Annotated in this window: 28 protein-coding genes; 5 read left to right on the top strand and 23 right to left on the bottom strand. The window is 49.9% G+C overall.

Annotated features, from left to right (window positions below):
* From KQI79_RS24555 to KQI79_RS24465, 20 genes are all read right to left on the bottom strand, one after another.
* Window positions 1–459 (bottom strand): hypothetical protein, encoded by a 459-nt coding sequence (locus KQI79_RS24555; protein WP_216540952.1) that lies wholly within the window; start codon window positions 457–459, stop codon window positions 1–3.
* A 207-nt stretch (window positions 460–666) separates the two neighbouring features.
* On the bottom strand, window positions 667–810 hold the full coding sequence (locus KQI79_RS24550) for an XkdX family protein (protein WP_216540951.1): 144 nt from the start codon (window positions 808–810) through the stop codon (window positions 667–669).
* Complete coding sequence (locus tag KQI79_RS24545) at window positions 807–1,322, bottom strand: XkdW family protein (protein ID WP_216540950.1); 516 nt, start codon at window positions 1,320–1,322, stop codon at window positions 807–809. The genes KQI79_RS24550 and KQI79_RS24545 overlap by 4 nt, the downstream gene beginning before the upstream one ends.
* Before the next feature lie 10 nt (window positions 1,323–1,332).
* On the bottom strand, window positions 1,333–3,453 hold the full coding sequence (locus tag KQI79_RS24540) for a hypothetical protein (protein ID WP_216540948.1): 2,121 nt from the start codon (window positions 3,451–3,453) through the stop codon (window positions 1,333–1,335).
* 6 nt (window positions 3,454–3,459) lie between these two features.
* Window positions 3,460–3,744, bottom strand: a complete 285-nt coding sequence (locus tag KQI79_RS24535) for a ketopantoate hydroxymethyltransferase (protein ID WP_216540947.1) — start codon at window positions 3,742–3,744, stop codon at window positions 3,460–3,462.
* A complete protein-coding gene (locus KQI79_RS24530; RefSeq protein ID WP_216540945.1) occupies window positions 3,741–4,325 on the bottom strand; it encodes a putative phage tail protein in 585 nt (194 codons plus the stop codon). The genes KQI79_RS24535 and KQI79_RS24530 overlap by 4 nt, the downstream gene beginning before the upstream one ends.
* A complete protein-coding gene (locus tag KQI79_RS24525; RefSeq protein ID WP_216540944.1) occupies window positions 4,318–5,397 on the bottom strand; it encodes a baseplate J/gp47 family protein in 1,080 nt (359 codons plus the stop codon). The genes KQI79_RS24530 and KQI79_RS24525 overlap by 8 nt, the downstream gene beginning before the upstream one ends.
* Window positions 5,390–5,800: a DUF2634 domain-containing protein gene (locus KQI79_RS24520; protein WP_253298391.1), complete on the bottom strand. Its 411-nt coding sequence runs from the start codon at window positions 5,798–5,800 to the stop codon at window positions 5,390–5,392. Before KQI79_RS24520 ends, KQI79_RS24525 begins: the two co-directional genes overlap by 8 nt.
* Window positions 5,797–6,159 (bottom strand): DUF2577 domain-containing protein, encoded by a 363-nt coding sequence (locus KQI79_RS24515; protein WP_216540943.1) that lies wholly within the window; start codon window positions 6,157–6,159, stop codon window positions 5,797–5,799. The genes KQI79_RS24520 and KQI79_RS24515 overlap by 4 nt, the downstream gene beginning before the upstream one ends.
* Window positions 6,159–7,112: an XkdQ/YqbQ family protein gene (locus KQI79_RS24510; protein ID WP_216540942.1), complete on the bottom strand. Its 954-nt coding sequence runs from the start codon at window positions 7,110–7,112 to the stop codon at window positions 6,159–6,161. The genes KQI79_RS24515 and KQI79_RS24510 overlap by 1 nt, the downstream gene beginning before the upstream one ends.
* A gap of 12 nt (window positions 7,113–7,124) precedes the next feature.
* Complete coding sequence (locus KQI79_RS24505; RefSeq protein ID WP_216540941.1) at window positions 7,125–7,778, bottom strand: LysM peptidoglycan-binding domain-containing protein; 654 nt, start codon at window positions 7,776–7,778, stop codon at window positions 7,125–7,127.
* The gene (locus KQI79_RS24500; RefSeq protein ID WP_216540940.1) at window positions 7,778–9,925 is read right to left on the bottom strand and encodes a hypothetical protein; all 2,148 of its coding nucleotides are present in this window, start codon (window positions 9,923–9,925) and stop codon (window positions 7,778–7,780) included. Before KQI79_RS24500 ends, KQI79_RS24505 begins: the two co-directional genes overlap by 1 nt.
* A gap of 4 nt (window positions 9,926–9,929) precedes the next feature.
* Window positions 9,930–10,055: a hypothetical protein gene (locus KQI79_RS28085; RefSeq protein WP_290370074.1), complete on the bottom strand. Its 126-nt coding sequence runs from the start codon at window positions 10,053–10,055 to the stop codon at window positions 9,930–9,932.
* A gap of 56 nt (window positions 10,056–10,111) precedes the next feature.
* Window positions 10,112–10,534 carry a phage tail assembly chaperone gene (locus KQI79_RS24495; RefSeq protein WP_216540939.1) on the bottom strand — a complete coding sequence of 141 codons (423 nt, stop codon included), beginning with the start codon at window positions 10,532–10,534 and terminating at the stop codon, window positions 10,112–10,114.
* Between the two features lie 23 nt (window positions 10,535–10,557).
* Entirely contained in the window at window positions 10,558–11,022 is a 465-nt protein-coding gene (locus KQI79_RS24490) for a phage tail tube protein (RefSeq protein ID WP_216540938.1), read from the bottom strand.
* Window position 11,023: 1 nt separating this feature from the next.
* Window positions 11,024–12,340: a phage tail sheath family protein gene (locus tag KQI79_RS24485; protein ID WP_216540936.1), complete on the bottom strand. Its 1,317-nt coding sequence runs from the start codon at window positions 12,338–12,340 to the stop codon at window positions 11,024–11,026.
* Window positions 12,341–12,538 (bottom strand): hypothetical protein, encoded by a 198-nt coding sequence (locus KQI79_RS24480; protein ID WP_216540935.1) that lies wholly within the window; start codon window positions 12,536–12,538, stop codon window positions 12,341–12,343. It abuts the gene before it with no gap.
* The gene (locus KQI79_RS24475) at window positions 12,531–12,968 is read right to left on the bottom strand and encodes a phage tail terminator family protein (RefSeq protein WP_216540934.1); all 438 of its coding nucleotides are present in this window, start codon (window positions 12,966–12,968) and stop codon (window positions 12,531–12,533) included. The genes KQI79_RS24480 and KQI79_RS24475 overlap by 8 nt, the downstream gene beginning before the upstream one ends.
* A 158-nt stretch (window positions 12,969–13,126) precedes the next feature.
* Window positions 13,127–13,606: a sigma factor-like helix-turn-helix DNA-binding protein gene (locus tag KQI79_RS24470; RefSeq protein WP_253298390.1), complete on the bottom strand. Its 480-nt coding sequence runs from the start codon at window positions 13,604–13,606 to the stop codon at window positions 13,127–13,129.
* A 10-nt stretch (window positions 13,607–13,616) separates the two neighbouring features.
* Window positions 13,617–13,766 carry a hypothetical protein gene (locus KQI79_RS24465; RefSeq protein WP_216540932.1) on the bottom strand — a complete coding sequence of 50 codons (150 nt, stop codon included), beginning with the start codon at window positions 13,764–13,766 and terminating at the stop codon, window positions 13,617–13,619.
* Window positions 13,767–13,982: 216 nt separating this feature from the next.
* On the opposite strand from KQI79_RS24465, the gene KQI79_RS24460 reads away from it, so the two are divergent.
* Together KQI79_RS24460 and KQI79_RS24455 are read left to right on the top strand one after the other, a co-directional pair.
* Entirely contained in the window at window positions 13,983–14,393 is a 411-nt protein-coding gene (locus KQI79_RS24460; RefSeq protein WP_216540931.1) for a helix-turn-helix domain-containing protein, read from the top strand.
* 12 nt (window positions 14,394–14,405) lie between these two features.
* Complete coding sequence (locus KQI79_RS24455; RefSeq protein WP_216540929.1) at window positions 14,406–14,816, top strand: ImmA/IrrE family metallo-endopeptidase; 411 nt, start codon at window positions 14,406–14,408, stop codon at window positions 14,814–14,816.
* A 64-nt stretch (window positions 14,817–14,880) separates the two neighbouring features.
* Here the strand turns inward: KQI79_RS24455 and KQI79_RS24450 are convergent, their stop codons facing one another.
* On the bottom strand, window positions 14,881–15,738 hold the full coding sequence (locus KQI79_RS24450; protein WP_216540928.1) for a sugar phosphate isomerase/epimerase family protein: 858 nt from the start codon (window positions 15,736–15,738) through the stop codon (window positions 14,881–14,883).
* Window positions 15,735–16,793, bottom strand: a complete 1,059-nt coding sequence (locus KQI79_RS24445; RefSeq protein ID WP_216540926.1) for a Gfo/Idh/MocA family protein — start codon at window positions 16,791–16,793, stop codon at window positions 15,735–15,737. The genes KQI79_RS24450 and KQI79_RS24445 overlap by 4 nt, the downstream gene beginning before the upstream one ends.
* Window positions 16,794–17,354: 561 nt before the next feature.
* Between KQI79_RS24445 and KQI79_RS28400 the strand changes: the two genes are divergently transcribed.
* Entirely contained in the window at window positions 17,355–17,948 is a 594-nt protein-coding gene (locus KQI79_RS28400) for a transposase (protein ID WP_216540925.1), read from the top strand.
* 4 nt (window positions 17,949–17,952) lie between these two features.
* On the opposite strand, the gene KQI79_RS24435 is transcribed toward KQI79_RS28400, so the two are convergent.
* The gene (locus KQI79_RS24435; protein WP_216540924.1) at window positions 17,953–19,134 is read right to left on the bottom strand and encodes a winged helix-turn-helix domain-containing protein; all 1,182 of its coding nucleotides are present in this window, start codon (window positions 19,132–19,134) and stop codon (window positions 17,953–17,955) included.
* Window positions 19,135–19,796: 662 nt separating this feature from the next.
* Between KQI79_RS24435 and KQI79_RS24430 the strand changes: the two genes are divergently transcribed.
* Both KQI79_RS24430 and KQI79_RS24425 read left to right on the top strand, forming a co-directional pair.
* Window positions 19,797–20,198: a RidA family protein gene (locus KQI79_RS24430; RefSeq protein ID WP_216540923.1), complete on the top strand. Its 402-nt coding sequence runs from the start codon at window positions 19,797–19,799 to the stop codon at window positions 20,196–20,198.
* Between the two features lie 24 nt (window positions 20,199–20,222).
* Window positions 20,223–21,719, top strand: a complete 1,497-nt coding sequence (locus KQI79_RS24425; RefSeq protein ID WP_216540922.1) for a monooxygenase — start codon at window positions 20,223–20,225, stop codon at window positions 21,717–21,719.
* Window positions 21,720–22,116 lie beyond the last annotated feature (397 nt).

Here is a 22,116-nt window from a genome sequence, read left to right as displayed (position 1 = left end):
TTAGTCCGGAATTAACAGGGATGAGGAGTATCGTGTGCCTTCTTCCTTGGTACTGCCGTAGCTGATCCAGTGGATTGCCTTCACCCGATAATAGTAGCCGCTCGTGACCGACAGATTATCAATCGTCTTATTAATACGGGAAGAATCGCTCAGTTCCGCCTTTTCTCCTTTAAACACATCAATCCATTCTTTTCCTGTCCAACGCTGTAAAATCAGTTGCACCCCGACCTTATCAACTCGACGAGTAGCAATGGTTTCGCCCCATATGCTTGCCTTTCCCTTTCCGTTATAACTGACATAGGAAGAACCGTTTTCCAGATAATCGAAGTTGGGATCAAATTGAGTAAATGGTACGATTTCCGGCGGCGGACCCGTTTGTGCCGCCATAGCTTGTCCAGGCATGGCTAGAGCAAGCGCTAACAAGGTCATGATTGCAGCTTTAAAACAAAATGGTCTCATTATTCATTCCTCCTTAAAATTTGAACTGTATAGTAAACGTCTTATCCTCAAAAAAATTGACGCTTACTTGCAAGTAATTTCCACTTCTCCTCTATTTTTCATCTCCTTATTCTTACCGCACTACTATCAAAAGGGGCGGGAGAATTGTGCTCCCGCCCCGAAAATGATAGCTTCTAAAAAGTCAAAATTGCCCCTCGACCGGGACTGTTAAGCTTTGTACTCCATTCCTGTAATTTCCGCATATTGTTCCGCTGTAATCTCGCCAAAGGGATTGCTCTCCGTGATGACCGCGCCTTTCAACCCTTGCGCATCGATCCATTTCATATCGAACGCCAATTTCCAGAAGCTCATGCCGTTCGCCCTCCTTTGATTTCGATCATTTCAAGCTTTGCCTTCGTCAGCTCCTTTCCGAGACTGTCGATGACGGCCTGCTGCTGCATGTTCTGAAGCTTCATTTGAGCCAGCTCTTGGCCTAGGAGATCGGTAGGCGAAGTCGGCTGCGGCCGATTGCGCAATTCGTCGATTTCCTCGGCGGTCAGCCCCTCGTTCCAAAGCGACGTCAGATCGATCGGGCTCGACTCCCGCTCCTCCGCCGTTTGTTCCGCTACCTTCCATGCTTCGATATCGAAGCGCGGCTTGTACAAACCGAGCGGGACAGGCACGGCTACGGTGTAGCCGATAAGGACAGGCCCAGGCTCCGCTTGCGTTTCGGCAGGTTCAGGCCGCGCATCTTCGGTTCGATCTGTTTCCACCACTTCCTCCGCAGGTCGTTCGTAGATAGGAAAAACTCCTGACACCGCATCGGCGACAAGCGTTACATCCGTCATGTATCCTTGTAGGTCGGTTATGATTGCTTCTTTCATGTTGCACCTCCTAGTTTTCGGCGAGGAATGTGACATTGTCTAAGCCAACAAATATGTTAATGCCGCTGATAAGTTTGACAATTCCATTATGGTCAATATTTAAGTACCCAACCGCTTTTTCAAGTGGTGATGAATTATTTGATGTAGAAATCAACGTATTCCAATAAGTCCAAGGTCTCATGCCTTTAGGTAATATAAATATAGGTTGATTTATAATCCCGTCACCAACAGCACCTCGAAACTCAACATACCCCTGCTCGTTCTTACGGTACTCAAGCCAGAGATTAATGTGATATGGTTTCCATCCATTTAATAATGTTGGTCTTATCCAAGGGGTAGCGGTATCGATTTTCTCCGACTTGGTCTTTTCCAGGACTCCAACACGTTCCGCAAGCTGCGCTCCACTTTCTACAACATGATTTACAACATTATCCAACGCAGTTTCATAGACACCGACGATTTGCGGTATATTTGCAAATGGACCAAATGCGACATAATCAACAGTGTATACGGCGGTTGGATCGTAGTACTCTCTTTTAATCGCTGCTCGCTCGAAGCCATTTGCGTCGCCAGTATTTTTTCTAATTACACCAATTTGCTCAATATCAAATGAGAGGCCATTTTTATAAAATTGTTTTAAACTTAAAGCTTTATTTTTTAAATGTGTTGTTGGGTTGTCCAAAATGTTTATATCATAGAATTCTTTTGATGTACCTAATTTAGGGTTCGCCTTCTCACGAAGAATCAATCCACAACCAACTTCAATTACATTTTGTCCTTTATGCAGTGTTATTTCCCCTATGGACTGGACTTCCTCGGTTGTTGATGTAACTAGTTGGTACTGAAGGTTATACGGTTGCCAATGGCTATGACGCGAGTATGATAAACTTAGAATTGTTTGTGTCGGTATGTTTTTTGTATAATAAGTTGCTGACGGAGTACCATTATTGATATATCTTGCATCAATGGGATGCCATGCCTTTCCCTCCGGCTCCCCATTATACAGAATGTCCACATTTCCTTGACCAGATTTATACATTCTCCATCCATAAAAATATGCCTTAATTTCGTCATCTGTTGGTTTATAGTCCGGTCCCCACCCACTGTCAGTGTTAGGGATAGATATATAAAAATGCCCTTGGGATAATATTAATTGGAATCTATCCGCAACCATATTTGAATCTCCAAACGGTATGGAGCTCCCATCATATTTCGTAAGAAAAGCATTCAGATTGTTTGAACTGATTCCATCTGTGACAGGAAACTTAAGCTGTTTAAAATCCATTCTAGTTACATGATGAGACCAACTCAACTCCCCATCTAGTTCCATCGCTTTAAAATGCGCTCGTTTATAGTACCTTCCGTCCTGCTCATATATTTCGTCGTAAAGTGTTTCATTTTTGCTAGAGCAAAGAGTGACGTCAGGGAAGGCGAGCAATGTCTCTTCACGTGGTACGAACGTCAATGGTTTATTACCCAAATTAAGCATTGGTCTATTAAATATGAATGACCCAGCTTCCCTTAAGTTCGATACGTTAATGTTTATTTTATTTCGGTCTCCCGAATCAAACGAAACTGTTTTATTACGTGTATTATCGACTAAAATAGCTCCTGTCGGGTCGGTTACAGATATGAATCCATTATGATCAATAGAAAGCGTGTACGTAGTATTCGGAAAAACTTGTACGGTATAAACCCCCGCCATGACTTTGTCAGCTTCTCCGCGTATCTCAAGTCGATAAGGTTCCAAAATCGTTGTAAATTGTGCTGGTTTTTCCCACTCCGTAAACGGCGGCAACAAATTCTCTCCATACCGCCGGATATAAGGGTTCACGACATGGCGCATGCCGGTTTCGTCGATCACCGTCCGCCCCCGCAGGCTCTGCATGCGGAACGGCGATTTCCTCGGTGCCGTCACCACCTGCATACCGTGGGTGAGCGTGACCTCTGCCGACGGGGCGTCGGAGAGATCGGTTTCGACGGCGTCGATGCGAGATTCGTTGTTCGCGATGTGTGCTTCGTTGTCCGTGATCCGAGTTTCGTGATCCACGATTCCCGCTTCGATCCGGTTCAAATCTTGCTCTGTGACCAGGTCGTCATATTTCCAATCTGTCTTTCCTGTATATGACATGTTATGCTACACCTCCTTGACGGTAATCAATTGCAGCAACAGCGTATCCGCCGCGATGGGGATATGGACCTCGTTTGAACTGATCGTGGTGCCGTCCGAGCTTTGAAGCTCGATTGAAGTGACAGCATTCACCGAGCCGAAAGGAACCATATATTTCATCGATACGACATTATCCCTCACTTGCTTGATTTCAAAATCGGCAATTTCAAACGCTCCGCCGTTCAATACAACTTTATTAACCTGCCGATTCGTAAAACCGGCAATTTCGCTCAAAAAGCGCGTCGCTATCATTTTATCTCCACCTCCGGCCCCACCGTCGCGAAGGGCGTTGCGCCAAGACGCCATGACGTGGAAAGTTTCGTTTCCCGGGTCAGCGTTTGCATCGAGATCCGTTCCTCGAGAGCGAACGCATCTTCCAGCGCCGTCTCCTGCCGATAGACCATATTTGCCGGTTTCGTCGTCTTCACCGTATATTCGATTTCTTTAAATACGGAAGCGTCTGTTACGGCCGCGGTTACACTTACGACAAAACGCTGCACATCGATACTCGTCATCGCCCGCCCCGGGCCGACAAGAAAATCGAGGCGTTCCTGCAAATAACGGGCCGTAAACGGCGGCTTGGTGGAATAACGATTGATGATCCGTTTTTTCCGGAAATCCAGGCTTTCCGCCGACGGATCGGCTTGAATGTTCAGCATTTGCTCCCGGCGCTTTACAGCTCGCTCGCGCGACGTCATCACGAATTGATCGTCCAGCAATTGCTGCAGCGTCCGCTGCATCTCTTCCAATTCTATGCTTTCGGTCCCCGCAATCTCATGAAATTCCGTGACATCGTCGTAATACGCCGGCCAATATTGCGTAATTCTATTCATGGACGCCCACCCCCGCCAGCAAAGGGATCTCTTCTTCGTCCAGCGTCATGTTGTCCGCGATCATGTCCAACTGCGTATCCCTTACATCTTCTACTCCGGGTACGGTTAAAATTCGGGCGTCAATTTGCGAGATGCGGACCGTCAATCTCGTTTGTTTCGCCCACTCCTTCCGCAATTCCAGAAAATAAGCGGCGATAACGGCTTCGATCTCCGCTTGCACTTGACCGGCAGTCATCCCCGCCGCCAGCGCGACCGTCGTATCTACGCGAATATTCGCCCCTTTCGCTCCCGCAATCGTCACTTGATGTCCGATCGGAGCGGTTCCCAAACCTTCGCCGCTATGGTCCGCCGGATCAACGATCGCTTGCACTTCGTCGATTAGCGCCTTGGCCGGGGGATCGTAATTGCTTGCGATCACGGTGCATTTCACCGTGCCGCCGCCTTGCCAAACGGGGAATACTTTTACGCCGCCGACGCCGGGAATGCGATTGATTCTCACGCTATAATCGGAAATATTGCCCCCGAAGGGCTGCTCGTTAATTGCCGACATAAACCGCTGCCGCAGCGATTCGTCGTCCTCTTCGTCTTCCCCGGGCATCAGAACGTCCGCCAGTTCGGCCCGAACCAACCCTCCGATATAGTCGATCGGCAGCATCGTCCCAAATTGCCGATTCCCCCCGCTGCCAGGCGTTTCGCAGTCCAGCGCAAATTGGCCGGACCCGAGACGGTCGACAACAATATAATTCAACTCCCCGATCGAAAAACGGCTGCCGATCGGAACGTCCAACGGTATCCCGCCATTGCCGTAAAACAGCCCTTTGCGCCGGGCTTTCGTAGCCGGTTGGCGGCTAATCCCGTGCTCCATCGTCCGGCGCTCCAAATATTCGCCGCTTGCCGTATCGGCAAAAGACAGGTTCGTATGGATGTCCAGATCCATATACATCTGAGCCAACTCCGCCGCCGCCGGCGCCAAAGCGTCGTAAATGACGCTGCCCTCCCGCTTGTCCAAGCCTGTCGGCACGCGGTCGAGCATTCGTTTCAGAATCGCGTCATACGTTTGCAGATCAACCATTCCTTCTCACCTCCTGCTCGAAGCTTCCGTAGATCGAAACAACTGTGAACGCGACGGTCGCGGCATCGCCGTCAAACCGGAACCGGAAATCGTCCACGTCCGTAATCCGCTCGTCCTGCAGCAAAGCTTCCCTGACGCGGCGTTTCAGTTCGGACTGCACGTACAACCGGTCTTTCCCCAGCAATCCGTTCCATTCGGTTCCGTAGTCTGTCGTGTAGATCAAATAGAGAAACCGTTCCGTTTGCAATATTTTGACAACGGCTTGGCGAATCGCATCCAGATCGTCGATCATGCCGGCGATCCGCTTATTTTTCCAATCGATTCTGTATGTTAAGCTCGGCTGCCGAACGATTTCCAATTCGTCGCCGGCATGGAGCGTCGCACCTTGCGGAACCGCCATCATGCCACCACCTTATCGAGAACGACGAATTGTTGTCCCCCTTGCACCCGCAGCAGCAGCACGCGATCGCCTGCCTGCAAACCTTCGCGCAGAACCAGCTTATTGCTAAGCGCCTTGCCTGTCGGTTTCGTGACGACGGAAGCGCCGTTATCGTCTTCAAATTCATGCGTATGACTTAGATCCGCTTCATGTCTCGTAAGCCGTTCCGGAACGATTAAAAACCCCTCCGTCAAAACAAACCTCTGGTCGACGTTCACTTCAAGCGGATCGGTTTGCGTCACCGTGCCGAACACGACCGATACCGGGTTGGATGCGTCCACCGCTCCGACTCCCGCTTTTTTGATCAAATCAATGAGCGCCATTATATCACCTTCAATTCCAAAGACATCGTATGCGCGGCATCGCCTATATTTTTATGAGTACATTCGTCCACGAGAAAATACTGGTTCAAACCCAATTCTTCAATGGCGATCGGGACGAAGCATCCGGCACGCACTCGAATATCGCCGAGCGCCTCGACGCTGAGCGTTCTCTGCTCCCTGTTCTTCAACTTCATCAGCGAAGCCAGTTCCTCGCGAATTTGCGCGGCATTTTTCTCCTCGTCGGCCGTTTTGTATAATTGCAGCAGCCCCCATCTCGCAATATTGCCGCTGTGCTGTTCGATATGAACTTCGCGTCTGCCTGTTTTTTTATTGTTCTGGACGATCTTGACCCGATTATAAGTGTCGTTGTCGATCGACCGCTTCTGGGTATAATCCGTCATCAGGCTGCGGTCGCCTACGAAAAAATCCACCGTCATCTCCTTGACGTTCCTTACCGTCAACTGTCCGAAATCGTCCAGCAGCACATACATTTCCCCTGTTGCGAACAACGTATAATCCAATGCTTTGCAAATGATGTCGATCAATTTTTTGTTATCCTCGATCATAGACAGCCGATGCTTCGTGTCCGCCATCGCCCCGGCCCTTAAGCCGAAATCGGCGGCGATTTTTGCCACGACTTGCGCGGCGGTCACATTCTCGAACACGTAAGTGTCGTTCGCCATCAGGTAGCGGATCTGATCGTAAGCCGTAATCTTTATATTCTCATCCTTGCCGCTGTCGATCGAGAAGACATATCCGTAAAATACGTCCCGTTCGCCCAAACACACCTTCACGACATCGCCGTTCCCGCATTTGAAACGTTCATCCTTCAGCATGGTAAAATCCAGGCTGGACGCCTTGCCCCTTCGGCTCGTCTTCCAAGTGACATCCGATACGATGTCCGACACGTCCCATATTGTGCCGTCCCGGCTATCCATCAAAATTTGCAGCATCCCGCGCACCCCCTACGGCAATTTGACGACCATGCCGATCGGCAACTTAGTCAATTGGGAGTCTTTAATCCCGTTCAGCTTCTGAATTTCCTTGTACCGGGCGCCATTGCCGAGCAACTTCTGCGCCACTTTCCATAGGTTATCGCCTTTGACGAGCGTATAAGTCTTCGCCTTCGGCCGGTTGTCCGGTCTAGGCGGCTGCTGCGCGGATGCGGCTTGTTTCCCGCTTTCTTCGGCCTGCACTTCCATTTTTCGGGCGGCATAAGGGATATATTTCTTGAGCGTGATCGAATACTGGATGTCGCCGACGGCTCCGCCGGCCTCGTGCCAATCGAACCTTTCGATGCTTACCAGCTTGTTAATGTCGAACGTGGAGCCGGCGAATACGAATCGGACCGGTTGCTTGAGCGCCATCCACGTTTCGATTTTCGATAAATAAGAATAAGGATCCTGATGTTTCCCGACGACGAATGCATGGTTTGCGGCCGGAAAAATACTTTCGAAACTAATCTCCGACAATCGCGGGCTTCCGATCACATTGATCTCGCCCAAACCCGCAACGTCGTAAGTTTTGCTGTTGCCGCTCTCCTTAATATCGATCGACCCGGGATTGACCGGAATTCGCATATAATCCTCTTCCAACTGGAGGGAAATAGAATACGTCATTACGCATACACCCCCTGGGCTGAAGAAGTGAATTGTTCCTCGAGCTTCGACTCGATTTTGGAGACGAGAATATCGATATCCGCTTCGCGATGCACATCGCCTGTCGTTACTTGTACGGTCGGCGTTAACGTAACGAAGTTTTGGATCGATTGCATCTCCGCCAATTCGCGCATCGTGACCAGATCTTCGCTCGCAATATCCACCGTATCGTTAATCGCGCCCACTCGGCCGACTTCGTCGACGCGGGGGATGTTGCGCGGCATGTCGTTTATGGGGGCATTCTTGCCTCCGTTCCATGGAGCGGTCATATCCACGTCGCCGCCGGTAAGCTTCCCTTTCATTTCGTCGAACTTCGCTTTAATATTTTCTACGGTAAAATTGTCTACATTATCTGCCACAGTATTAAAAGTATTTTGTATAGAATTCTGTACATTGACGCTGAATTCGCTAGTATCAATGCGTTTTAGCTCCAAATCGACATTGGCTTGAAGCCCGATAAATTCACCGACAACGTTAATGACCTTATTAATGCCTTTCAGAAAAGAATTGACGATATCGATAAATGTATTAACACCCTTCGTCCAAGTATCAATAATCCATCCGACAATTCCGCTTATAATTTCACCCATGCTGCGAAAATGATTGGCCACAATGTCGCGAACGGGCTTTACTGAAGCGATTAACATGGCCAATCCTGCGATCAGTCCGAAAATCGCCGCAATGATTAAACCGATGGGATTGGCCGTCATTGCGGCGTTCCAAGCCCATTGCGCGGCCGTAGCTACTAAAGTAACGGCTCTTACGATCCCTAAATAAAGAGCGTATCCCCCAAAGGCAGTCGCGATCGCCCATACAATCGGTTCGATATAAGGGAAGATGGAATTAAATATGTTGTAAAACCAAACCATACCGTCAACGACTCCCGCAATCCCCAAAGAGATCAAATAAAGTCCGTTGCTTAACAGGTCAAAAAATCCTTGGAACTGTCCGTTTGCAAACATCTCCGAAACGGTATCGATCACCGGCGCGAACGCTTGGATCGCGCCTTCTCCGGCCTGGGCGAACATCGTTTGGATATTGTTTTGCAGCGCCTCCAATTTGCGGGTTGGGGAGTCTAGCATACTGTCCAGCGCCGCTTGCCCCATATTGGCCGCCTCCAGCATTTGATCGAATGCGGCGATAAATCCTGACATGTCTCCGGATTTGGCCAGCTCTTCGATGTTGAATTGCTGAATCAACGATTCGGATACCCCGAAGCGCCCGGAGAGCGAGCCGACGTCGCCTTGTGCGGCCGCCTGAACGGCGGCAAAAGAACCGCCCAAGCCCCCGCCTTGGCTGTCAAACAAACTCAACTGGCGGGCGAAGCGGTTCAATTGGCTGGCCTGTGTCGCATCCCTCGTAACGGCTAAGTTATTGAGCGAACCGGCCAAATATTCTTTGGCATCAGCACCGGCCTGAAGCGCCTCTTGCCTGAAGCGATCGAACATCGCCACGCCGGCGTCGGCGTTTCCGAGCCGGAGGGCGAACTGCTCCTTGATCGCCTGATGCTCCCATGCGGCGCCGATGCTTGCTTGGGCCATGCTTTTGGCCGAATCGAACAAGCGTCCGGCCGTCTTCATTACGAATTGTTCGAACTGTTCCATCGAAGGCTTCGGTTTCTGCGTCGGCTTCGGCATCGGCTGCGCCGCCTTGTTCTGCTGAGCTGTCGCGGGCTGCGGAAGCGCCGGTACCGTCGGTACGCTCGACGGCGCAGGCAAGGCCGGTAGCATCGCCGACGATGCCGCGGCGGGTGGAAGCGCGAGCACCTTAGCAGGTTTCGGCACAGCCGGCAACATGCGGGACGACGGTGCGGGCAACGCCGGTACAGCCGGCAACATGCGAGGTGACGGTGCGGGCAACGCCGGCACCGCCCTGCCCATCGTGTGTACCATGCGCTCATACCGACCTTCCAGCGCTGTGAGCGAAATCGTCGTCTCCGTAATTTTGCGCTTGGTTGCCTCAAATCCGGCGATAGCGCCTGCGGTGAGCCCGAACGAGCCTCGCACGGCCGCCATCGCTCCCTTCATCTCGTAGAACTCCTCTGTCGTCGTTCGGACCGTTACATGAAGTGCCCGAAACATTCTCAACATGGAATCGTCGATATTCACGATCTCACCTCCTCTTTCGGTTGCCCGACTTTTTCATTTCCTTCTTTTCTTTCTCCACTCTCGTCACGATCATGGCAACGAGCGCGGCTTTGCGATGCCGCGGCAATTCGACGAACTCCCACGGCATCATATGAAACTCATGGAGGGCGTAGTAAGCCAGGTTCGCTTCGCTATCGCCCTCTTTAATTAGTTTTTTACTTCGTCAACGAGTTCTTCCATGTTTTTGTCAAAGCCGTTCAGCTGCTGGACCTTCTGCACGAGCGCCGTATACTCCCCGGGCAGCAGCATTTTCCGCAACAGCGTCTCGGCTCCCAGCACGCCGTACGATTTCTGCAAATCCGCATCCTTCAAATTCGGATACGTGACGCTGGCAACGGCCATTTTGGCCATATAATCGTTGAAATCGACTTCCGGCGTATACACTCCGTTTTTCCCTTTGACGCGTTTGGTCGCCGCCTTGCGGCACTCTTCATTCTCGGCTTCCGTCATGCTGCGCAACGTCCATGCGATCGGTTTGCCGTCTTTTCCTTGAAAACGTTCCGAAACGACAAACGGCTCCGTAATTTCCGCCGCCGCATTCTGGGCAAAAAACGCTTGCAAATCATTCATTTCGTCATACCTCCGTTATTTCGTTATCCTAATGCGGGGCGAACAAAGCTCGTATCGATTTCCACATCTTCGAACGTAAATTCGACTTCCTCTTCCAGCGCTTCCGACTCCGTATTGAGCGACGCCATCACGACGCTGTTCAGGTTGACGCCTTTAAGCGTCACTGTCTGCTTTCCGATGCTTGAGGCCGGATCCTCGTTAATAATTTGGATGTCAAAATACGTGTCGACGCCGTTCTTAATATATTCGAACATCATTTGGCGGAAACGCGTCGTGACATAGTAAATCGTCATATTGCCGGACCCGCTCCAGCCCGTCGCTTTATGCTGCGTCCCCCGGCGGCCGAGCGTCTTCACCTCGGCTTTTTCTTTTTCCACTTTCGCTTCGAGCGATTTAATATAGAACATCTCTTCCACTTCGTTGTTAACGGTTGCGTAAGCCCGTCCTTCTTGGCCGGAAATCGTATCTCTCGCTTTCAAAAACGCCATTTTATCTCACCTGCACCTTTGCGTAAATTTTTTCGATCGAATCGACCGGTTGCACGTATAACTCCACGTAAATGCTGTCGCCGTCGGCCCCCGGCAGAACGTTCACGTCCTTTTGGGAATCGAAATTTTGCAACGCATTCATGTCCTGATACATTTGAGCCTGATTGATGCATTCTTTGCGGAACAAATTGCGGCCGTCGTCGTTATTGTCCACTTTCCCGATATAAAACTGTTCGAAAATACGCTTATAGTCGTTTGCCAAACCGTCCATGACGCGGATGACGCGGTTTTTGGAGAACGGCTTGCCTTTGTCGGGCGCAAACGACGTAAACGAGTTGATATCCTGCTCGACGACCGCGCGACCGTTCAACTGGGTGAAGACGAATTCCCCGTTCCGGAGCGCGGCTTCGATCTGCGAGTTGGTTAAACGCGGTTCGACGTCGACCGCATCTTCGTACGCTTGGTACGTCAGCGATTCATTGGCGTTCGCCCCCGCGGTCGCGCCTGCCACCCATGCCGTCGCTTGAGCGGCGGTCAGCGTAGTTCCGTCCGATAATACGACACCGTTTTTGACGCTAATGATGCCTTCATGATCGGCTGCCGGATCGTTCTCCACAACCAACTGCATCTTGCGGCCTTCGTCGTTGCGCTGGCGTTTCATAAACGATGCGTACAGCGATTTGAGCGAAGCATCCGTCGACACCAACGCCATCGTGTGAAAGTCGTATACTTCAATCGCCGATAAGTAATCGGCATGATCCTGATTCGTCACGGCGCCGTTCGCTCCGCCTTCCAGCGCAATGCCGGCGCTTTCTTGAAGCGGACCCTCTCCGCTGAACGAGACCCATCCGTTTGTTGCAAGGCCCGCCACATCGGCCGCGGTTTGCGAATCGACTTCCTGTCCGTCCACGAACGTTTTCACATCGCATTTCGTATTGTCGTCCATGTTTTTCTGAACGGCGACGGAAATGTCATTGCCCCGCTCGCCGCCGTACAGTGCGGTTACGGTCATATTGTCGAGCGCAGCCGTCGCTTTCGTTCCCGCATTCAGCTTGTAGAGCAGCAGCGTTTTGGCCCGCTTCAGCGCCTCGCGCACGAGCAGCATTTGCGGTTCTGCGATGCCGTATCCGAACGTCGGCAATGTATCCGCTCCCGCCTGAAGCTCGATCACCCGCTTCTCCGGCCCCCATGAGAGCGGCAACGCCATCGTCACTACACCCCGTTCTCCGATTGCTCCAAGCGCCTTCGGTGCGCTGTTTACATTGACGTACACGCCCGGCCGCACTTTATTTTGAGTTGTCCATGTGCCTCCTGCCATTTATAAAACCTCCGTTTTTAGAAATTGTTCCATCATTCGTTCGACCTGTCCGGTCGTATATTTCTCGCCGTCCTTCAATAATGCGTTAATCATATCTTTTTGCATGGTTGAAAATTGCTTGGACGCAAGAAATTGCTGCTTCGTATAGCTTGCTGCCTGTTCTGCCGTCGGTTTCGCTTCCGATTGTTTTTTAGCCATCTTTTACAGTTCCCTCCTGTTCGAGATGCCGCATCTTCGTCCCTTGCGCTTGCTCGCGCATAACGTGAAAACCGTAGTTCACCGAAAAATGCAGCACACCCTCCGCGATTTCGTATTTCATGTCGGATCCCCGGCACAACCCGCCGCCTGCCTCGATGAGCTCCATTCCTTCGCATAACCGCTCGCCTTTGCCGTGGAACTCGTCATTCGAGGCCTGCGTCGATTCGCCGGGAACGTAGCGGATAACGAATGAATGAGTCCGCTTGTATCGGCGCCCGAATATGCGCACCTGCGAAACGGATGCCAGCTCCACATGCAAACAGGGCCCCCTCGTTCCCTGCCCGCTCCCCTCGCTGTTCACCGGAACGTCCGGAAAGAGCCGCTCAAGCGCCGAAACGACGCCGATGCGCATATCGTTTACGGTTATCATGCGGAATTCACCTCCTTATCGTTTTCGCCTTTCACTTTATGGTGGCATTCGTAAGGGAACGCCTCGTAAGGCAAATCCGCCAAACAAAAAACCTCCTTCAACCATTCACGGTTTTACGGAGGTTTATCGCTCATAAACGGGGTTATTTTCGTTTTTTATCATTTTGCCGCCACGTCATAATTCTTTAGTTTTTTGCGGGCCGATTCCACGAACCATTGCACGCTTCCCTTCTTGATGCCGAGCAATAGGGCGGCTTCGGAAAACGGCAAACGTTGGCCGACCACCATGCAATAACACTCCCGTTCCCTTTTCGTCAGGATGGACAGCGCCTTTTCCAGCTTGCCGCGATCCCGGTCGGACACGCTCGGGATCGATTCCGCGCGATCGGCCGAAGTACGAACGAGATATGTATGCAGCACAGCCGGATCAGTGGGACATTCCCGTTGATAGGCCGCCCTGCGCTCGATTCCGCGCCGGTTTCCGGGCCGCCGGCCTGTTCTTAGCCATTCCAGCACATATTCGCAATCCGATATCATGCCTCCGATCACCTCCCGCTCGGCCCGGTCCGTGTTCAGCGTACGCAGCGCCCGCAGCACCCTTTTCGTTTGTTTATACTTATCCACCATATCCTGCATCATGTCTACCCCCTCACAAATCTTTATCAAACAAACCGGCTTCCAGCTCGGTTTTCAAATTCCGCAATACGGCCGCAACCTTCATGTCGGCTTTGCCGCCCGCGATCTCCGCACATAATTGCAAATGTTCCGCCAGCTTGCGTTTATCTACTTCCTTTCCCATTCTTCTCCCTCCTCTCATCGCAAAAACAGCATTGACGATAAAATATTTATCGTGTACAATACCACTGATAATTTAATTATCAACAGAAGAATAACGATTCGTTCGGAATCGGAAATCTGTACCCCGTTTATGTATTTCGATTATATTGGATAATATTTTTATCGTCAATATGGTTTTGATAATTTATTTATCATTTTAGTTTGGAGGAAACCCTCGATGAAGTTAGGCAAAATATTAGCAGAGCTGCGGAATGGCAAACATTTAACCCAGGATCAAATGGCGGATGTTCTCGGCGTCAAACGACCGCGATACAACGCATGGGAAAACGATATTTCCAAACCGGATATTGAGATGGTCCGGAAAATTGCCGAATATCATCATGTATCCGTCGATTTTTTGCTCGGCCGTGAGGAGCGCGAGCATCAAATTCCTGCGTGGGCGACATCGAAAGATAAGCGCGACTTCAAAAAAATGCTCGAGGAAGACGGAGAATTGATGTTTGACGGGGTTCCGATCACCGAACAGGATAAACAGCGCATTATGGATGTATTGACCGGGTTCTTCTGGGAGGCGAAGGCGATGAACAAACGCAAAAAAAAGCCCGTTAACAACGCAGGCGAAGATTAAGGGTGACCGCCCATGGATAAATTGATTTACAAATTAATGAGACGTTTCAAAACAAACGATCCTTTCATTATCGCCCAAGGCCTGAATATCCATATCCGCTACGCCGATCTCGGCAGCAGTACCCGCGGCATCTACTACAGGAAGCTGCGGCGCAGATGCATTTTCATCCATGACGGGCTGGACGAGCCGTGGCAGCGCTTCGTCTGCGCGCATGAACTCGGACATGATCGCTTGCATCCCGGCTTCAGCCGTTTTTGGCTGGACGAGCAATCGTTTTTCCATGTCGGCAAATACGAACGGCAAGCCAACAAATTCGCTGTTCGCCTGTTGACGGCAGGAGACCAGCTTGGGCTCGGCGAATCGCTCGGCGACCTTCTCCGCCGCAACGGCGTCCCGGAAGAAATGCAGAGATTTTACTTCTAAAAAAGGAAGCGAATGTCGCATATTGCGTACATCTCGCTTCCCGGCAAATCGTTAATTCAACATTCTACATTTCGCTCCATATCCGCTTCACATAGTCAAAGCCGAGCTTTGTTCCTTTGCGGCATTCTTCCATGCCTTCGAATTCAATCGATATATATCCGTCATATCCGGATGCTTTCACCGTCCGCAGCACTTGCGGAATGTCGATATCTCCATGCCCGACGATGGCTCCGCGCAGCCAATTGCCGCCGGAAGTCGGGAACCATCCTTCGCCCGGCGAACGATGGGCCGGCCGGTAATAGAAGTCTTTCACATGCACCATCGACGCGAGGCCGATATTGTTCGCTACGGCAATCGCCGGATTTTCATCCGCGCATAGGAAATTGCCGACGTCGAGCGTGGTGCGGAAGTTCGGACGGTTGACGGCGTTGACCAATGCGTGCACGCGGTCGCTATGTTGAACGAAATAGCCGTGATTTTCCACGCTCGTCGTAATGCCGAATCCGGCGGCGTAATCGGCGATCTCGCGGCACGCTTCCGCAAGCTTCGGCAACTCTTGCAGAAACCGACCGATCGATAATTCGTCGGACGACGCGACGTCATGCCGCATTCGTTTGACGCCTAGCGCCGCGGCAACGTCGACCTCGCGCTTCACGCGCTCTACTTCCCGTTCGTAAGCCGCCGCGTCCAATCCCGCGAAATTGGCTCCGATCGCATAATTGGACAATTCGATTCCGCAAACTTCGGCTTGGTTGCGTATCGTATCGATTAATTCGGGATTTTCCTTAAGATCGAAGCCGAGCGGCACAATCTCCGCATGTTCCCCGCCGATTTCGGCAATATGGCCGATGACGTCCGGGAGCGTCATCTCGCCGGCCTGCATCGCTTGGTATAAGCTATACGTGCTGATCCCTAATTTCATAGCCGGATCTCGACTCCTTTCGCCGCCGATTCATATATGCCGCACAATATTTTCATGATTTCAACGCCGTCATGTACCGGACTGATCGGAGTTTGTCCGTTTAGGATACAGTCGATAAAATGATCGATCTCATTTTGAAAAGCCGCCTCAAATTGAAACTCTTTATAATCCGTCTGCGGCTTAATATTAAGGATCGTATCGTGTTTTTCGGTAACGATGATCGTTTCCGGGTCGATCTCGAAGCCGCCGCGATCGCCGAATAAGGCGACCGCCGTCCGGTCTTCTTTGGCATGCAGCGTAAAGCTAACATCTACCAATAACGACGCTCCGCCTTCAAAACGGATCAAAGCGTTCGCCATATCCTCTACCGTATTCTGTTCCGCATCATAATCTGCCGCCTTATAGAAAGAGAGATGACGGACGTTCGACCGGTTGCCGAGCTTTCGGTACGTATTTCCGCTTACCGAGACCGGCTTGGGACGCCCCATCATATACCAGCACAAGTCGATGACATGCACGCCGATATCGATCAAGGGACCGCCGCCCGAACGGTTCATATCGGCAAACCAGCCGCCCGGATTGCCGAGTCGCCGAATCGACGACGCTTTCGCAAAATAAATGTCGCCAAAGTCCCCTTGATCGACAAAGGCCCGAAGCATCTTCGCGTTCGGATCGTATCTCCTTACGAATCCGACCTGCAGCGTCTTTCCCGAAGCCTTTACCGCGTCTTGGATGCGCAGAGCCTCTTCTACCGTACGGCATAACGGCTTCTCCACGAGAACATGCTTACCCGCTTCCAGCGCGGCAATGCTAATGTCCGCATGGGAATTGTTCCAAGTGCATATGCTTACCGCATCGATATTCGGATCGGCAAGCAATTCGCGATAGTCGGTGTAGGTACGTTCGACGCCGTATTTCTCGGCCGCTTGTTTGGCTCTCTCTTCATTCAAATCGCATACTGCCGCAAGCTCCGCTTGTCGATTCTTAAAATAAGAGTTTAAATGCATCGAAGAAATAGATCCTGTCCCAATAACAGCAACTCGTACCGGATTCATCCGCCAATCTCTCCCTTGTCATTTTTTGATAGCGCATTACGCAATGGTAATATTCGCCATACCGCGAGCGGTTTCCTTCCATTTGAGCGTTTAATTTCGATCCGCGCTTGAGTATCTACGTATTCCTTAAGGGATTTAAATGCCTCCGTTTAATCTTGTTCTTCTCGTCTAGCGATTGAAGCCCCTCGCGGCGTTGCATGTTGCGTTTTCGACGCTCGTTTTTCCATTTACATTGCTTGTTGACCCTTCCCACTCAGGTAGTTAGCTCTTCCGGCTCAGGTAGTTAGCTCTTGTGGCTCAGGTAGTTAGCTCTTGTGGCTCAGATTATGTATCTCCGTTTTTTGCCTCCTGAGTGTGCTGCCTATATTTTAACCCGTTAAAATATAGGCAGCTTGCTCAGAATGTCACTTGTGTAGATACACCTCTTAAATTCTATGCCATCACTCCGTATAAAAATTTCAAATTTCGCCTCATTTAACTTGATTTACGAACACTTGTTCTATATAATAAAAGTATAAAATATCCATTTGGGTGATCTTATTGTTAGAATTCGCGCAATTTATGAAACAGTTCGATAATGACGAAGCTTGCCGTTCCTTTTTGTTCGATATGCGTTGGTCTGGGAGTTTCTTCTGCCCTAGATGCGACAGCAATCGCTATTCCTATATTAAGACGCGACAGTTATACGAGTGCCTGGATTGCCGCGCTCAAATTTCCGTCACCGCCGGAACCGTCATGCATGGAACGAAATTGCCTCTTTCTTATTGGATCTTCACCTTTTGTTGGGTTGCGTCCGAAGAACCTTGCACCGCAAGCCGGCTTGCTGCGACGCTCAAGCTGAACTACCGGAGCGCCAGTCGAATGCTGCGCGCCGTTCGGCTAGCCATGAAGAGTTGCAACGGTTTTCATCCTTTATCGCATATAAAACAACCGAAAGAATCCCTCCAAACCGAACCGGAACCTATTGTCGAATGCGCGACGAAAATAACGCTGCGCAAAGCGCAGCAATTCATCCGTTTCGTATATCGGGGCGTAAGTTCTGAATATTTGCAATATTATGTCGATGAGTACTACTTTCGGCGAACCCGTCCAACGCTTTTTAAGCAAGCAGTATCCAACTTGTTGAACGCAGCACTGCGCACCTTACCAGGATGATGCATTACCGAAGGAACGTACCATCCCTTTGATAAAAATGGGTACCGAGAAATGCGGCAAATCGTTCGAAGCATTCCATCAGGCTTGCTTGCATGGACTCGTTAACGGATATCCCCTCTTCCCACCACCAGTTCTGGATCGAGAACGGGTCATTTTTTCGCTGTTTCGCCGGTTCGAAGCGAGCTACAATCTTGTCATCGTATAGGACAGGAAGTACATAGTAGCCATATTTTCTTTCCGCTACAGGCTTATAGACCTCCCATCGATATTCGAAATCGAACAACTCTTTAATTAACCCCCGATCCCATAACATATTATCGAGCGGAGCCAATATGCTCGACCGTACCTTCGACGGAACGTAGGATAAGGCTTTATGCAAGACATCCAAGTCCTCGCTTCGTATATAAAGCGGGAACTGCAAACCTTCTACATGGACTTCCGTCAATTTTTCCTTTTCGATCAATCTTCTAAAAGCTTCGTTTCGTTGGGCGCTTTTCATGCCTCTAATACCGAGCCAAGCGTCGCTTGGTTTATTCCACAGCAGCCCCACGCTGCCGATCCGACGATACACATACCATTCATAATATTGTTCGTCTGTTTCAAAGGGATCAGGCATAGCATGCAATTGCTCTGGGATGAGACGTTCCGTCAAGTCGTAATATTTGCGGGTGTCTTCTTTATGATGAATAGCAAGTAGACCGGCATGATACATCCCTTCCAACGCTGCGCGCGACAGTCTTGTAGGCCCCCAAGCCCAATCGACTTTTTCGCTGTAATCGAGATCGCCGGAGCTTAAATGCCCCCGTTGTTCGATTGCCGCGTACACCCGATCTACAACATCCTGATGCGCATTGCACCAAGCCTGATAGCCGTTCCTGCATCTTAGGAAATACGGCCAGTCCTCTAACGGAAAAATCGACATATTCTTATCCCAATAATCGATAAGCTTACGTTCCTTATACAGCAGATCCCAAAGCATGCTCCGGTCGAAATCTTTCACCCTAGACTGCAATACAAGCTCCGGATTCATGCCAACTACATTCAACGGATCGAACTGTATGCATCCGGCACGACGGATATATGCCATGACCCCGTCTTTTCCAATGTAATCAAATTCGCCGTACAAACCGTGATAGTACACTAAAAATTTTCTAGCTTCGCGTTTGGTAAGTGTAATTGCAGCCATACCTTGACCTCCATAAGCTCAAGATTCGACATCGGTGTATGCCGTTTGTCTAAAATATACAGATCGGGCAGGCTGATTTCAAGCCTTTCGCCGTGGAATTTAGGACTTACCGACTGATCCTAGCATCCAATAGGTAATCTTTCAGACATGATGGTTGCTAATGTTGTACAAAATACAATATTTTAGAGGAAAAGGGGGTAGCATTGAGCGCTACGTTGTACAATGTACACATAAATGTATGTTCAAGGCCGAAATGGCCCGCTTCAGTACTAATATGTTGTATAGGGTACAATATAGACATCATTACGGTATGGACAGGAGACGAAATGTTGTATTTTATACAACATGCCCCCGCCGGTCGTCCACCCGCGATGAGCGTCAAATTGATGTCGAAGCGGTTGCGCAGAATTTCTCTTTCCGACGTATTCCCGCGCCGCATTCTATCTTCCCCAGTCGGGTTGACACGGCATGAAACTGACTGTACAATAAAAATGTTTCATTAGAAACAATAATTATTGATTTATTTATCGTTAACCATTTTTTATAGGTTGTATTATTATTTCTATTGAAACAATAAACCAAAAAAGGAGGTTGTTTCTTTATAACACTTCAGACTATTTTTCTTGAAAAATTCATAAACACGGAAATGGAGCATGTTTGATATGGAGATCGTGAATCCGAAGACATTAACGGATAAAGTAACGTCCGTCATTTCCCATGTGGTGGTGACAACAGCCTCCAAACTGGCCTTTATTTCAGGTCAGGTCGCGGTGAATGAAACAGGAGCATTGGTCGGTCAAGGCGACCTTTATGCCCAAGCGATTCAAACGTTTACTAATCTGAAACACGCGTTGGAGGCCGTAAGAGCCGATCCGTTATGCATCGCGAAGATGAATATTTATGTGGTCAATCATATGCCGGAATTCGTTCCGATCGTTTTCGATGCCGGTTATCAGGTGTTTGGTGAAAAATGGCCGAAGACGACAAGTACTTATATCGGTGTTCAATCGCTAGCCGAGCCCGAATGGCTCATCGAAATAGACGCTATTGCAATTTTCCCATAACCATTATGAAAAGAGGACATTTACATGAACTATGAAGTTATTCTCATCGGCGGTGGACCCGTGGGCATGATGTTGGCCGGAGAGTTGGCGTTAGCCGGCGTAAAGGTCTGCGTTGTTGAACGCTTAAAAGAAACAACTCCGTATTCCCGTGCGCTTACTGTACATCCTCGTACGCTTGAAATATTGGACATGCGTGGACTGAAAGGCAACCTCATGAGCAAAGGTCGTCCGTTGTCAAGAGGTCACTTTGCTGGATTGGATACGCCTTTGAATTTCTCGGTACTCGATTCATCTTCCAATTACACGCTTTTTCTACCCCAAAGCGAGACGGAAAAAGTGTTGGAGGAATGGGCGCTTAATCAAGGCGTGATGGTGCTTAGAGGATTTGAGGCGGTATCTGTAAACCAGGATAAACATGGAGTTGACGTTGAAATTGAAGGACCTGATGGAAAATCGATTCTAAGAGCCTTATATGTGGTAGGCACAGATGGAGCAAGAAGCATGGTTAGGAAACATGCCCATATCTCGTTTGAAGGTTCGGATGCCACATTTACAGCCATTCTGGGAGATGCGGTTTTGTCCGATTTGCCTCCTATGAGCGTCATTTCCCGAATTACGGAAAATGGCTTGGTTAGCATTATGCCGATCAACGAGCAAATCTACCGGGTGTTGATGATTGATTTGGAGCGGAGACACATCTCGAAAGATGAAGCGTTGACGTTGGAGGAGTTTCGTTCGTCGATTATTCGCACGGCAGGAAGCGATTTAGGTTTGCGCGATGTGAAATGGATGTCCCGCTTTGGGAATGCGACGCGCCAAGCCGGGCGTTATCGCAACGGTCGATTGTTTTTGGCCGGAGATTCGGCGCATATCCATTTCCCGGCCGGCGGACAAGGAATGAACGTTGGCTTGCAAGAGGCGATAAATTTAGGCTGGAAGCTGGCAGGCGCCATCAAAGGCTGGGCTCCAGGCTGGTTACTGGATAGTTATCATGACGAACGTTTCCCATGGAATACGGCGTTGCTTCGAAATACCCAGGTTCAAACCATGCTGATGGACGTAACTCCCCCCGTCATGGAACTCCGTGATATGCTGTCCCATCTGATTCGAATACCCGAGGCGAATATTCAACTTGCTGAGCAAATCTCCGCATTGGATGTACATTATGCTGCAGACGCCGAATCTCCCTCCCATCCGTTAAACGGGAAACGTTTCAAAGATTTAAGCCTGAAACTAGGCGAAGGGCGAATAATCAACGCCTATCAGCTTCTGCGTCAAGGTGAATTTGTACTTTTGCATTTAAATGCGAATGAAGAGAATGCCGATTCATGGGAAACGGATGGCCCGCTTCAGGTGGTGCACGCCTCTTTGGGTCAATCCGAACCGGATTGGATCGACGTCCACACGGCACTAATTCGACCGGATGGCCATGTTGCTTGGGCGGTATCCCTATCGGATTCGGATCCAATGCAAACAATAAAAGAAGGAATTGCCCGCTGGTGCGGAGGTCCTGCAAGTTGAGACCGGCATGGACGTACTTGTCTCTCCTTTCCAACTCGAGGCATAAAACCAAGGATGCTCAAACAAAAATTTTTTCTAATTAATTTGCTTGAAAGGTAGGAATGTAAGTGATTGAAATGCGAGCCTCCGGCTCGCGGGATGGAGGTTGATGTTGACGCGCGGCCTGGTCGGGTACATACGGAGAAGTGTGCACGGCCGGTCGTCCCCACGCGCGCGGGTTCTCTTCCCACACAACCGCCAATAAGAAAAACGCCTGACGGCGTCCTTTAAGTTCGTGCATCTCCGTTCATACGTACCAAAGTAAGCTGGGGTATGGGGATCTTCTTCCCCTGTCCCCAGTCTACTTTTTCACATCATTTATCCTGTATTCATAGCCATGAACTCCTTTGTAATAATC

Source organism: Paenibacillus sp. MSJ-34 (assembly GCF_018918005.1).
Classification (GTDB): Bacteria; Bacillota; Bacilli; order Paenibacillales; family Paenibacillaceae; genus MSJ-34.
The sequence above is the reverse complement of the archived record's forward strand: the minus strand, read 5'-3'. Positions and strand labels throughout refer to the sequence as shown.